The following is a 12,765-nucleotide window of genomic DNA, read 5'->3' as shown; positions in this document are numbered from 1 at the left end:
GGCGGCCGCGGCGGGCCGCCGGGGCCGCGCAGCCCCAGCCCGATCACCGCCAGGCCGGCCGCCAGCAGCACCGCCGCCGGCGTCCACAGGCCGGCCTTTCCGCGCATCACCGATCACCCACTCGAAAATGATCTGCCATTTCCCGTGGCCCGCGGCCGTGCGCAATTTCTCGCACGGTTCTCCGCGGGCCCGGGAATGGCATCGGCGAGTCTCGTCAGGCGTCCGCGCCGCTGCGCCGGCGGACGGCCGCGGCGCCGACTCCGAACGCGCCCAGCAGCAGGACGCCGCCGGCGGCCAGCGGCGCGGCGCTCGTCCCGCCGGCGCCGCCGCCGAAGCCCGTCTTGGCCCCGCCGGTCGGGGTCGGGTGCGTGCTCCCCTTCGGCGTGGGCTTCGCCCCGGCCTTCACCACCGTGAGGTAGCCGACCGACCTGTGCCCGCCGCAGCGCACCTGCACGGTGTACTCGCCGGGGACGGTGTCGGTCTTGATCGTCGCCAGCCCGGCCCGGCCGTCGACCTCCTCGGCACCGTTCAGCGGGACGGCCCCGCCCACGAACGCCAGCGAGCCGGCCTCCCCGTCGACCTGGCACTTCTTCCCGACGACGGTGACCTGCCCGCCCGGGCGGGCCTGGCTCGGCTGCACGAGCACGTCGCCGCCCTCCGCCATCGCGGGCGCGGCCAGGCCGACGGTCACCGCGCCGACGACGAGACCGAGAACGGTCGCCTTTCCAAGTCGCATCTTCTGCTCCATTGCGACACGGCGGCTTACTCGACTTTCGGCCCCGGCACCGTGCCCCCTTATGCACTCGTATGATGGGCCGGGCCCCGGGTTGGTTCGCGCCTTTTTCGCCGGCTCCGGCGGATAAACATGATCAGAAATTGCGGCCGGAAGTTGATGTGAAAGCCGTCACATCGCGGTGCGGCGGACGGCGCGGACGACGACGTCGTGGAGAGGCTTTTCCGCGCCGCCGTGACCGATGATCGTCCGGTGCTCCTCCTCGGCGGTGACGATCTCCCAGGCCGTCTCGTCCAGGCGCGCCGTGATGGCGGCGGCGGTGACCGACGCCTCGGCGGGCGGGCCGTGCTCCTCGCCGTGCCCGTGCCCGTGGCCGTGCCCATGGAGGTGGCCGACGATCAGCAGGGTGCCGCCGGGCGCCACCCATCCGGCGACGCGGTCGTAGAACTCCAGCTGCGGCATCGCCGGGTGGGCGTAGTGGGTGGTGACGAGGTCGAACCGCTCGTCCGGCGTCCACGCGGCCAGGTCGGCCTCCACCCACCGCAGGCCCTCGGACACGCCCGCGGCCGCCGCGCGCTCGGCGGCGCGGGCCAGCGCCTCGGACGAGATGTCGGCCGCCGTCACCCGCCAGCCGTGCGCCGCCAGCCAGATCGCCTCGGCACCGGCGCCGCACCCCGCGTCCAGCGCCGTCCCCGGCGCCAGCTCCCCGATCTCACGGGCGAGATAGGGGTTGGGCGGGTTCCCGCCCATGGCCCCGGCGGCGGCGCCCTCCCGCCAGTGCCGCTCCCAGTAGCCCTTGTCGAACTCGTGCGTCATTCGCCGTCCCCTCCGGTTGCTCTCACCAGCTACGACGATGGTGCCGACCGCCGGGGCGAACCGGCGAAGCCTGTTGCCGATTGGCAAAATGAGGGGATGGACGAGGCAGTTGAGCGCACCCTCGACGCGTTCGGGCCGAGGCTGAAGCAGCTCCGGCGCCGCCGCGGGACCACCCTGTCCGGCCTCGCCGAGGAGACGGGCGTCTCCGCCAGCACGCTGTCCCGGCTGGAGTCCGGGCTGCGGCGGCCCACGCTCGAACAGCTCCTGCCGCTCGCCCGCGCCTTCCGGGTCACGCTGGACGAGCTCGTCGACGCGCCGCCCACCGGCGACCCGCGCGTCCACCTGCGTCCGGTCGCGGGCGGCGACGGAGCGACCGTCCTGCCGCTCACCCGCCGGCCCGGAGGCATCCAGGCGTACAAGTTCGTCCTCCCGGCCGGGAAGGACGGCGCCGAGCCCGACCTGCGCACCCATGAGGGCTACGACTGGGTCTACGTCCTCAATGGCACGCTGCGGCTGGTGCTGGGCGAGCACGACCTCGTCCTGGAGCCCGGAGAGGCCGCGGAGTTCGACACCCGCATCCCGCACTGGTTCGGCGCGACGAGTGCCGGGCCCGTCGAGTTCCTGAGCCTGATCGGGCGGCAGGGCGAGCGCGCGCACGTCCGCGCGGCTCCCAAGGCAGGACCGCAGTGAGCCCGGTTCGCGCGTCCGGCGGGACGGTTCGTACCGTCGTCGGGTGAAGCTGCTTTCGGTCAACATCGGGCACCCGCGCACCAACCCGGCCAAGCCGTTCCGGCTGACCGGCATCGACAAGCGCCCGGTCGAGGGGCCGGTGGCGGTCGCCGCACCGGCCTCCGAGGGGACGGGCGAGGTCGGGCTGGCGGGCGACCGCGTCCATGACGTGCGCGGTCATGGCGGGCCGGACCAGGCCGTCTACGCGTACGCGCGCGAGGACCTCGACTTCTGGCAGGACGAGCTGGGCAAGCCGCTGCCCGACGGCGTCTTCGGCGAGAACCTGACCACCGCCGGGATCGACGTCAACGGCGCCCTGATCGGCGAGCGGTGGCGCGTGGGGCCGGACGTGCTGCTGGAGGTGAGCTGCCCCCGCATCCCCTGCGGCACCTTCCAGGCGTGGCTGGACGAGGCGGGCTGGATCAAGCGGTTCACGCGGGCGGCGATGCCCGGCGCCTACCTGCGGGTGGTCGAGCCCGGCGAGATCCGCGCGGGCGACCCGGTCGAGCGGGTGCGTCGTCCCCGCCACGGGGTGACCGCGGCCATGGCGTTCCGCGCCCTCACCACCGCGCCGGAGCTGCTGCCGCCGCTGGTGTCGCTGGAGGCGCTTCCGTCCTACGTGAGGGACGTGGCTCGAAGGCGCTCCGCCGCAGGCCGCTGACGGGTCGGCGGCGCGCCGGGCGGCACACCGGAGCGCGCCCGCAATACAGGCCGTACATTTGTTGCCAATCGGGCAAAAATGGGCACTGTACCGCAGATTACCGGAAAGCGGACGGACGTCCCGGTAATCTCGGCAATCCACGCTTCCCCGAACGGGCGGTGTGTCAGCCTAGATACGGACTGTACCGGTAAGAGTACGTCTCACTCAGTAATGTGACCCCCGTGCCGTGCCGTCGACCGCGCTGAGGACGTCCGATGCCCGTTTTCTCCGAACCTGCCGACACCGAGCGCCAGGATTTCCGGCGGCACGGCAGGCCGCCGACCCGCGGAACGCGTCGCCAGAGCAGCGCACGGTCCTTTCACCTGTGCATTTCCGTCCTTCCGGCGGCCGTTATCGGGATCCTCGGGGTCGCCGCCGCGGCGGTGCTCTACAACGGCGACGACGTGACGCCGCGGGCGCAGCTCGTGCTGGCCGCGGCGGCCGTGGCGGCCGTCCTGACGCTGGGCGCCGCCGTGTTCGGGGCGGACGTGGCGACCCGCAGGTTCGAGCGGCAGCCCGCCCGGCGCCCCGACCGGGTCCAGGGCCCGACTCCGGAGGACGTGCAGCGGCGGCTCGGCGAGCTGTGGTTCTCGATCGCGCGCGGCCGGCAGGGCCTCAAGGAGCTCACCGAGCGGGTCAAGGCCGGGGAGACGGCACCGCGCAGCGAGGACGTCCCGGCGATCGAGTCGGGCGACGCGTTCGTCCGGCTCGCCTACGAGCTGCGGCAGGCGCAGGGCGAGGCGTGGAACGCCGTGCTGGACGTCGCCGCGAGCCGCGCGCCGAGCGGCACCGGCAGCGCCGGCGGCGCCGGCGGCGGCACCGGCACGAGCACCAGCAGCGGCACCGACCGGCGGGTCGACGTGTTCGTCAACCTGGCCCGCCGCATGCAGTCGCTGGCCCACCGCGCCATCAAGGGGCTCGACGAGCTGGAGAACCAGGTCGAGGACCCGGACCTGCTCAAGGGCCTGTTCCGGGTCGACCACCTCAGCACCCGCATGCGCCGCCAGGCCGAGAGCCTCGCGGTGATCGGCGGCGCCGCGTCCCGCCGCCAGTGGAGCCGGCCGGTGACCGTCTACGAGGTGCTGCGCTCGGCCATCGCCGAGGTGGAGCACTACAACCGGGTCAAGGTCGTCCCGCCCGTCGAGGGCACCCTGGACGGCAGCGCGGTCGCGGACGTCGTCCACCTGCTCGCCGAACTCATCGAGAACGCCACCCGGTTCGCGCCGCCGCACACGCAGGTGCTGGTCCGGGTCGACGCCGTCACCGCCGGGCTGGCCATCGAGGTCGAGGACCGCGGCCTCGGCATCCCCCGGGAGAGCCAGCGGCGGCTGAACGACCTGCTCGCCGACCCCGACCGGGGCGGCGCCGAGGAGCTGCTGCAGGAGGGGCGCATCGGCCTGCTGGTCGTCTCCGCGCTCGCCCGCCGGCACGGCGTCCGCGTCGAACTCCGCGACAACCTCTACGGCGGGGTCCAGGCCACCGTCGTCGTGCCGGGCGAGCTGGTCGGCGCGGAACCCGCGGAGGCCGAGGCCGTGCCGCAGGCCCAGCCGGCGCACGCCGAGCCCGTCCCGGTGCCCGCCACCGCGGCCGCCCCGGCCGCGGCGCGGGAGACCGTCCCCGCGTCCGCGTACGCCGGCCCGTCGGAGGGCTACGCCCCGGCCGACCGCTTCGTCGCGGCGGACGCCCCCGGCCGCCACGCCGATTCCGCCGCCGCCGCGAATTCCGGCCCGGCCGCAAATCCCGGTGGGGTGGCGGAATCCGGCATGGTGGACAATGCTGAGCGGCCGTCGCTGCCGCGCCGCCGGGTCCAGGCGAATATGGCTCCCGAACTGGTGAATCCTCCCGCGCCGCAGCATCTGCAGGACGATACGGAGGTCGCGCACAATCCCGGTCTCATGGCGGCATTCCAACGGGGCGTGCGCGGCGCCGAAGAGAGCGACGGCGTCGTGGACGGCACCGATGGTACGGACTGACGAAACATCACGAGGGATAAGGAGCGTCCATTGAGTGCTGTCTCCCCGAACCAGGCTCAGGATCTTGCTTGGCTGTTGCGGGGGCTGGGCGAGGAGGTTCCGGTCATCCGCGGCAGCGTGCTGCTGTCCGCCGACGGCATGCTGAAGGCCTCCGACGGCTTCGACCGCGCGAGCGCGGAGCAGCTCGCCGCGCTCGCCTCGGGCCTGTTCTCCATCGCCCGGAGCGCGGGGACGAAGTTCGACGACAGCAACGAGGTCCGGCAGGTCGTGACGGAGCTGAAGTCGAGCCAGCTGTTCATCTCGTGGGCCGGTTACAACTCGGTGCTGGCGGTGCTGGCGAGGGGCGAGGCCGATCCGGCCGTCGTCGGCTTCGAGATGGCCCGGCTGATCAAGTCCGTCCGTCCCTTCCTCGGCACGGCGACGCGCGCGGCGGCGGCGCCGGGCGGTCCGATCCCCTCGTCATGACGGCCGGCGAGGACGAGGTCTGGCTCGACGACGACGCCGGGCCGCTGGTGCGCCCGTACACGGTGACCGCCGGGCGCACCCGGCCGGCGATGCGGCTGGACATGCTGTCCCTGGTGGTGGCGACCGGCGAGGTGCCGGCGAACCTCGACCCGGAGCACCACCGGGCGCTCGGCCTGTGCCGCACCCCGACCTCGGTCGCCGAGGTCGCGGCGTACCTGCGGCTCCCCGTCGCGGTCACCAAGGTCCTCCTCGCCGACCTCGTGAACTGGCGGGCCATGTCCACCCGAGCGCCGCGCCCCGCGGCCGAGCTCACCGACCGAGACCTCCTGGAGAAGCTGCTCGATGGCCTACAACGAGCCTGAGATGTTCCCCACTCAGGTCAAGATCCTGATCGCGGGCGGATTCGGGGTCGGGAAGACGACGTTCGTCGGCGCGGCGAGCGAGATCGAACCGCTCAGCACCGAGGAGCTCATCACCACCGCGAGCGTCGGCATCGACGACCTCGGCGGCGTGGAGGGCAAGACCACGACCACCGTGGCGCTCGACTTCGGCCGCATCACGATCGAGCAGCACGGCATCGTGCTGTACCTGTTCGGCACGCCCGGCCAGCAGCGCTTCTGGTTCATGTGGGACGAGCTGTGCGCGGGGGCGCTCGGCGCCGTCGTGCTCGCCGACACCCGCCGCCTGGACGCCTGCTTCGAGGCCGTCGACTTCTTCGAGAACCGGGGGACGAAGTTCCTCGTCGCGGTGAACGAGTTCGACGGCGCGTTCCGCTACGACCCCGACGAGGTGCGGGCCGCCCTCGAACTCGACCCGGGCGTGCCGATCGTGCTGTGCGACGCGCGGGACGCCCGCTCCGCCACCGCGGTGCTGCGGGCCCTGATCCGCCACCTCATCGCCACCGCGACCGCCCCCGCTCCCGACCGCCTGACCTCCCCGACCGCCTGACTCCCACCCCGCCCCACCGCATCTGGAGATCGCCGTGACCCAAGAGCCGCTCTACGAGCCCCCCGGCCATCTGCTGACCCCCGTCGACCCCGAGGTGCCGCGGCGCGTGGCGCGGCTGCGCGAGCTCGGGCTCGGGCAGGAGGCCGACCCCGAGTTCGACGCGTTCGCCCGCGACCTCGCCGAGACCGCCCGGCGGCTCGTCGGCACCGGGCTGCCCCCGTTCGCGATGGTCAACTTCGTCACCGACCGGCAGTACCTGTCCGGCCTGTACTCCCCGCAGGACCCCACCGACCCGTCCGGCGGCGTGGAGCTGGGCCGGGAGGTGCCGCTCGACCACGGCTACTGCCCGCACGTCGTCGTCCGGCGCAAGGCGCTCGTCCTGGACGACGTGTGCGACTACCCGCGCTTCGCCGGCAACCCGGTCGTCGACAAGCTCGGCATCCGCACCTACGTCGGTGCCCCGCTGATCGACCACACGGGCACGACCCTCGGCACGATCTGCATCATCGACCGCGAGCCGCGCCCGTGGGGCCACCCCGGGCTGAACCTCATCAAGGAGCGCGCGGCGGAACTCGTCCAGCTGATCCGCCGCCGCGAGGAGATGCTGGGCTGACCCGGGGCCGGGTCACGCCTCGGCGGGCAGCGGCACCGAGCGCGAGAAGAGCACGCCCGGCGAGGGCGGCACGGCACCGTCCTCGATGCCGAGCACGCCCGTGGACAGCAGCCCGAACTCCGTCGCGACGCCCGCGATGTCGGCCTTGAGGAACTCGATCGCCGCCCGGGCGCGGCCCGCGTCGTTGCCGGGTTTCGCCGCCCACCGCATGACCTGGGCGATCGCGAACGCGTAGGCGATGGCGCGGCCGGCGAGGACCAGGTGCTCCTGGCGGAGGTCCCGGTCGAGGAAGCCGAGGTCCAGCCCCTGCGAGGTGATCGCGGACGCGGTGAGCGGCCAGTCGGCGAGGAACTTGCTGAGCGGCAGGCCGTCCGTCCGCGCGAGGCAGTACTCGGTGAGCTGCTGGCTGAGCAGGTCGTTGGTGCCGTCGAAGATGGTGTAGACGCGGGCGTCGAGGAACGCCTGCGCGGAGATGTTCGTCGGCGACCCGCAGCGGTACCCCTCGCCGCCGGAGAGCTGCTGGTAGTGGTGCGCGGCGCTGAGCATCCGCTCGGTGGCGACCGTCTTGATGGCCTGGACGGCGGGGAACGCGCCGATCATGTCGGACTTCATGTCCAGCGAGGTCTGCAGGTAGTCGTTGAGCGCCGCGCAGACGGTGTAGGACGTGTCGATCGCCGCGAGCCGGTACCGGACGAACCGGATCGCCGACTGCGGCCCCGGGCCGATCCGCCGCGCGTTCGCGTACGCGCGCGCCTCCCGGCTGATGCGGCGCAGGAAGCCGGCGCCCATCGCCGCCATCATCGCCCGCGACGCCATGAGCATCTCCACCATGGGGCGCAGGTTGCGGCCCTCCGCCCGGATGCGCCGGTGCCGGGGGACGACCACGTCGATCTCGTTGAGCCCGTAGTCGATCACCTTGAGGCCGAGCGGCTCGTAGGGCTGCAGGGTGCGGAAGCCCTCGCTGCGCTTGACGATGAAGTAGCCGTACTCGCGGCCGCGGTCGTCGTTCTTCGCGCTGACCAGCCACCAGTGCGCGCTGGAGCTGAACGCCTGCCAGTGCTTGCGGCCGCGGATCCGGTAGCCGCCCGGGACCTCCTCGAACGTGGTCGTCATGCCGGACATGGCGGAGCCGCAGCCGGGCTCGGTGGACGCGAACCCGCAGACCATGGGGTCGCCGCCGGCGTACTGCGGCAGCACCTCCCGCTTGGCCTCCTCGTCCGCCCACAGCGCGATGGGCCGCAGCGCCACCCCGGTGATCACCGTGGCGTACATGCCGAGCGGAAGGTTCCATTCGGACAGCGCTTCCACGACTCGGCACATCTCGACGTGGCTGTCGCGTCCGCCGAACTCTCTCGGCAGCGTCGGCAGCAGCACGCCGGCCCGGGTCAGCAGCGTCCAGTCGTCGGCCGGGAGGTTCTGCTGCGGGTAGGTGGCGGTGTCGAATCGGGGGGCGATCGCCTCGATACCGGCGATGAAGTCGTTCGTGGACAGGGACAGTAGAGCATTCGTCATGGTGTCCGCTCTCACGGGTCGGCGCGTCAATGCAGGGGGAAGTCGCCGGAATCCGGCCGTCGGAAGAACACGCTCATGCCCGACCGGCCGCCGGGCCGGCCGAGCGAACCTCCTTGCCAATCGCTCGTCTGAGACTCTCACGCCATGGTGAAACGAACGATCACCAGACGCAAGGCTCCTCTGGCTGACCGTAATCAGCCAACGACGATTCGAGCCTGCAGGCCATGTTCCGGCCGTGCCCGCAGTCGACGGCTGATCACTTTGGGAATGATGAGTTTAATGTGCAACTAGCTGCTGTTGTGACGATTGAGAGAGATTCTCATCTCTGGGACGACGGCCCGGTCACGCCCCGGCCGCTCCCCCGAGCCCGCCGTCCCACCATCCCCAGGCGTCCCCGAAACCCGATGAAAGCGCAGCTCAGCCACTGATCACCGGACGGGACGCGCGGTACCGCAGAACCACCCGGCAGGGTAGTTGACAACTGTGCCAGACGGCGCGTAAAGCGCCTGTCCGATATCTGTGATCACGAAAAGATCGATTTCGGAGGGAAGTCACGATCAAGGCGTGCGCGCTCCTCGCCCATCCGATACAAATCCCTAGCCTGAAGGTCATTGCGGACAGGGCCCCGGGATTAACGCCCACCGAGTCACGTTTTCCGGCGGTCCGGTAATGGAATGAGTCAACACCCGCAGGCGCCTCGGACGCTTCGGCGGCGACAGTTCACAGAGGTGGTCTTTCGGCGACCAGAGTACATCCCCCTCGACGGAACCGGCCACTTCGACGTTGTTCCCGTGCCGTTTTCCAGGCGCCGCCCGGAAGCGGCCGCCGAAAAGCGGGCGCGCAGTTCAGGAGGCCGGCGGGTTGCCGTAGACGCGGCGCGGGGTGACGAGCACGGCGGCCCGCCGCTCCTCCGCCATCACGCGGTCGTAGGTGTCCCAGTCGTCGTGCGTGCCACCGGCCGCGGTGAAGATGTCGCGCAGCAGCACCCGCAGCGCCTCGCCGTCGACGCCGGGCCGCGGATCGTCCGGGCCGATGATCTCCGCGTCGCCCTCCACGGCCGTCCACCGCCAGCCCGCGCGGGCGACGATCGTGGCCCGCGGGTCGGCGCGCAGATGGTGCAGCTTGCGGGAACCACCGGTGGCGACGAGCCCGACGACCCGTCCACCCCGCAGCGGATGCTCTAGAACTCCGGCGTTGACGACGGACGACTGCACACCGCCGTCGCCCCGCAGCGTGCTGACCACGCACAGGCCGTGATCCAGCGGTATCAGTTCGGCGAAGCCTTCGAGGTCGGTCCCCATCGATCAGCCTTTCTCCCTGAGCCCCCGCCCGGAGCCGCCGGCCGACGCTTCGAGCACATCCGGTGTTCTACCCAGCCGAGAGCCCGCCAAGGCGATGCCGCCGAGCACGGGCCGGCAGGCGGTCCGGTAGAAAGATCGCATGGCAGTCATCTACGAGACGACCATGACGCCCGGGAAGCTGGAGCTGCTCACCGCATGGCTCCCCGCGCAGCCCTGGTACGCCGGCCCGGGACCCGCGCCGCGCCTGACCAGGGCGGGCGGTTTCCGGCTCGACGACCCGGACGGCGAGGTCGGCATGGAGTTCATGGTGGTCACCGACACCTCCGGCGACCGGCCCATCTCCTACCACGTACCGCTCAGCTACCGCGGCGCCCCGCTGGACGGGGCCGAGGAGGGACTCGTCGGCACCTCGGAGCACGGCGTCCTGGGACGGCGATGGGTCTACGACGGCACCCGCGACCCGGTGCTCGTCGCCCAGCTCCTCGCTCTCCTCCAAGGGCGCGCCGAGCCGCAGCACCAGACCATCGGCGACAAACCGGACCCGTCCGTCTCGGCGCACTTCACCGGAACCACCGCCTCGACGCTGACCGCGATCAAGGCCGTCGAGCACGGCCCCGACCGCACCGACATCACCGTGGCGACCGAACCGAGCGGCACCCTCACGATCGGCGTGACCCGCGTCCTGCGCGCGCACGACACCGCCACCGCCGCCCAGACCTACGTGACCGCCCCCTGGCGAACCCCGGACGGCACCGAGCACCGCGTTCCCCTCGCCGTCCTCCACTGATCACCGGCCGTCCCCTGACCAAGATCGGCTAACTGGCCCGCCGTGCCCTCCGGACGGACGGCGGGCCGAAAGAAGGGCCATGGATCCGGCCCCCCCTTTGACACGGAACTCAGCCGAGGACGAACGGGAGCCGTGCGGCCAGCTCCCCGAGCGCGGCCCTGTCGGCGTCCGCTGGAGGGCGGCGGCCGGTGCCGATCAGGAGGGCGTCCGTGTCGGAGAACGAGGCCGGAAACCGGGCCCCGGCGATCCGCTCCAGCGACGCGCGCGCTGCGGCGAGGGTCTCGGCGGGCGGGCCGGCCGCCTCGGGCACGTCCGCGATCAGGTCGAGGTGGTGCAGCGTCCACTCCATGACGTACGCGGAGAGGTAGTCCCCGGCGGTCAGCACCATGTCCTGGGTCGCGACGCGGAGATCCGGATCGGCGAGTGCGGCGGCGCGCCCCGCGGCGGAGCCGACGTCGTCGAGGTGGAACTTCAGCAGGGCCGGGTCGCCGTAGGCGGCGGCCAGCCGCGGGATCAGCGCGTCGAGCGGGTCGTCGCCGGTCGGCGGGTCGACGAGCTTCCAGTAGGTGTCGGCGTCGGCGGTCGGTTCGCCGTCGGCGGGCGTGACCAGGGTGATCAGCACGTCCTGGGCGTCGATGACCAGGTGGCACACCAGGTCCCGGACGAGCCACCCCGCACAGCCGGACGGCCGCTCCCAGTCCCCATCGGAGAGTTCGGCGACCGCCCCGAGCAACGCCGTCCACGAGCGTGAGAAGTGATCCACTCCGGCCAAGCTAGTGCCGTCCCGAGACGGCGGGCAATCGGATTGGCCGAGGCACGACGACATCAACACCCGCGCCCTTCTGGACGCCCGGCAAACGCGGCCTCCACTGATCGTGGACGCCCTGAAGCCGCCGGCCGCGCCGTGCCCGTCAGGCGATCCGGTCGATGATCAGCGGGTGCGGGGACGCGGCCGCGCCGTCCTCGATCTCGTAGGCGCCGTCCAGGGACTCCAGGGCGCGGGCGAACCGGGCCTCGTCGTCGCTGTGCAGCGTGAGGAGCGGCTGCCCCGCGCTGACCGTGTCGCCCGGCTTGGCGTGGCAGATCACGCCCGCGCCGAACGAGACCGGGTCCTCCTTGCGGGCCCGGCCGGCGCCGAGCCGCCACGCCGCGACGCCCACCCCGTAGGCGTCCAGGCGGGTCAGGACGCCGCCGGCCGGCGCCGTGACCGTGTGGGTCTCGCGGGCCGTCGGCAGCGGCGCGTCCGGGTCGCCGCCCTGGGCGGTGATCATGCGGCGCCAGACGTCCATGGCGGAGCCGTCCTTCAGCGCGTCCGCCGGGTCCTTGCCCGTGATCCCGGCGGCGTCGAGCATCTCCCGGGCCAGGGTCAGGGTCAGCTCGACCACGTCGGACGGGCCGCCGCCCGCCAGGACCTCCACCGACTCGGCGACCTCGACGGCGTTGCCGACCGCGTTGCCGAGCGGCCGGTCCATCGCGGTGAGCAGCGCGACCGTGCGCAGGCCGTGGTCGGTGCCGATCGCGACCATCGTCTCGGCCAGCTCGCGGGCGTTCTCGACCGTCTTCATGAACGCGCCGGAGCCGACCTTGACGTCCAGGACGAGCGCGCCCGTCCCCTCCGCGATCTTCTTCGACATGATCGAGGACGCGATCAGCGGGATCGACTCCACCGTGCCGGTCACGTCGCGCAGCGCGTACAGCTTGCGGTCGGCGGGGGCGAGGCCGCTGCCCGCCGCGCAGATCACCGCGCCCGCCGACCGCAGCACGTCCAGCATCTCGGCGTTCGACAGCGACGCCCGCCAGCCGGGGATCGACTCCAGCTTGTCGAGGGTGCCGCCGGTGTGGCCGAGGCCCCGCCCGGACAGCTGCGGGACGGCCGCGCCGCACGCCGCCACCAGCGGCGCCAGCGGCAGCGTGATCTTGTCGCCGACACCGCCGGTGGAGTGCTTGTCGGTGGTCGGGCGGTCCAGCGCCGACCAGTCCATCCGCTCGCCGGAGCGGATCATCGCCTCCGTCCACCGCGCCACCTCGGCCCGGGTCATGCCGTTCAGCAGGATCGCCATCGCGAGCGCCGACATCTGCTCCTCGGCGATCGCGCCCCGCGTGTAGGCGTCCACCGCCCAGTCGATCTGCGCGGGGCTCAGCACCCCGCCGTCGCGCTTGGCGCGGATGACGTCAATGGCATCCATGG

At 72.5% G+C, this 12,765-nt stretch carries 14 protein-coding genes; 8 read left to right on the top strand and 6 right to left on the bottom strand.

What is annotated here, in order from left to right; translation table 11 throughout:
• Positions 1–214: 214 nt before the first annotated feature.
• Together AB0K34_RS34235 and AB0K34_RS34230 are read right to left on the bottom strand one after the other, a co-directional pair.
• Entirely contained in the window at positions 215–736 is a 522-nt protein-coding gene (locus tag AB0K34_RS34235) for a hypothetical protein (protein WP_364553088.1), read from the bottom strand.
• 168 nt (positions 737–904) lie between these two features.
• Positions 905–1,549 carry a class I SAM-dependent methyltransferase gene (locus tag AB0K34_RS34230; protein WP_364553087.1) on the bottom strand — a complete coding sequence of 215 codons (645 nt, stop codon included), beginning with the start codon at positions 1,547–1,549 and terminating at the stop codon, positions 905–907.
• Positions 1,550–1,645: 96 nt separating this feature from the next.
• Here AB0K34_RS34230 and AB0K34_RS34225 point away from each other — a divergent pair, with 96 nt between their 5' ends.
• From AB0K34_RS34225 to AB0K34_RS34195, 7 genes are all read left to right on the top strand, one after another.
• A complete protein-coding gene (locus tag AB0K34_RS34225) occupies positions 1,646–2,239 on the top strand; it encodes an XRE family transcriptional regulator (protein WP_364553086.1) in 594 nt (197 codons plus the stop codon).
• Positions 2,240–2,282: 43 nt separating this feature from the next.
• A complete protein-coding gene (locus tag AB0K34_RS34220; protein ID WP_364553084.1) occupies positions 2,283–2,939 on the top strand; it encodes an MOSC domain-containing protein in 657 nt (218 codons plus the stop codon).
• A 254-nt stretch (positions 2,940–3,193) separates the two neighbouring features.
• Positions 3,194–4,951, top strand: a complete 1,758-nt coding sequence (locus AB0K34_RS34215; protein WP_364553083.1) for an ATP-binding protein — start codon at positions 3,194–3,196, stop codon at positions 4,949–4,951.
• A gap of 30 nt (positions 4,952–4,981) precedes the next feature.
• The gene (locus tag AB0K34_RS34210) at positions 4,982–5,416 is read left to right on the top strand and encodes a roadblock/LC7 domain-containing protein (RefSeq protein WP_138638978.1); all 435 of its coding nucleotides are present in this window, start codon (positions 4,982–4,984) and stop codon (positions 5,414–5,416) included.
• Positions 5,413–5,778, top strand: a complete 366-nt coding sequence (locus AB0K34_RS34205) for a DUF742 domain-containing protein (RefSeq protein WP_138638979.1) — start codon at positions 5,413–5,415, stop codon at positions 5,776–5,778. Before AB0K34_RS34210 ends, AB0K34_RS34205 begins: the two co-directional genes overlap by 4 nt.
• The gene (locus tag AB0K34_RS34200; RefSeq protein ID WP_301175146.1) at positions 5,759–6,364 is read left to right on the top strand and encodes an ATP/GTP-binding protein; all 606 of its coding nucleotides are present in this window, start codon (positions 5,759–5,761) and stop codon (positions 6,362–6,364) included. Before AB0K34_RS34205 ends, AB0K34_RS34200 begins: the two co-directional genes overlap by 20 nt.
• A 34-nt stretch (positions 6,365–6,398) precedes the next feature.
• Positions 6,399–6,977, top strand: a complete 579-nt coding sequence (locus AB0K34_RS34195) for a GAF domain-containing protein (protein ID WP_301175145.1) — start codon at positions 6,399–6,401, stop codon at positions 6,975–6,977.
• Positions 6,978–6,989: 12 nt separating this feature from the next.
• Here the strand turns inward: AB0K34_RS34195 and AB0K34_RS34190 are convergent, their stop codons facing one another.
• A complete protein-coding gene (locus tag AB0K34_RS34190; protein WP_138642282.1) occupies positions 6,990–8,489 on the bottom strand; it encodes an acyl-CoA dehydrogenase family protein in 1,500 nt (499 codons plus the stop codon).
• 845 nt (positions 8,490–9,334) lie between these two features.
• Positions 9,335–9,790 (bottom strand): TIGR03618 family F420-dependent PPOX class oxidoreductase, encoded by a 456-nt coding sequence (locus tag AB0K34_RS34185; RefSeq protein ID WP_138640101.1) that lies wholly within the window; start codon positions 9,788–9,790, stop codon positions 9,335–9,337.
• A gap of 139 nt (positions 9,791–9,929) precedes the next feature.
• Between AB0K34_RS34185 and AB0K34_RS34180 the strand changes: the two genes are divergently transcribed.
• Positions 9,930–10,577, top strand: coding sequence for a 1,4-alpha-glucan branching protein (locus AB0K34_RS34180; protein WP_364553082.1), 648 nt, complete (start codon positions 9,930–9,932; stop codon positions 10,575–10,577).
• 109 nt (positions 10,578–10,686) lie between these two features.
• Here AB0K34_RS34180 and AB0K34_RS34175 read toward each other — a convergent pair whose 3' ends face one another.
• Both AB0K34_RS34175 and AB0K34_RS34170 read right to left on the bottom strand, forming a co-directional pair.
• The gene (locus tag AB0K34_RS34175) at positions 10,687–11,340 is read right to left on the bottom strand and encodes a maleylpyruvate isomerase N-terminal domain-containing protein (protein ID WP_364553080.1); all 654 of its coding nucleotides are present in this window, start codon (positions 11,338–11,340) and stop codon (positions 10,687–10,689) included.
• A 148-nt stretch (positions 11,341–11,488) separates the two neighbouring features.
• On the bottom strand, positions 11,489–12,763 hold the full coding sequence (locus AB0K34_RS34170; protein ID WP_364553079.1) for a thymidine phosphorylase: 1,275 nt from the start codon (positions 12,761–12,763) through the stop codon (positions 11,489–11,491).
• Between the last annotated feature and the right edge of the window lie 2 nt (positions 12,764–12,765).

The organism is Actinomadura sp. NPDC049382, from assembly GCF_040677125.1.
GTDB lineage: Bacteria > Actinomycetota > Actinomycetes > Streptosporangiales > Streptosporangiaceae > Spirillospora > Spirillospora geliboluensis.
The sequence above is the reverse complement of the archived record's forward strand: the minus strand, read 5'-3'. Positions and strand labels throughout refer to the sequence as shown.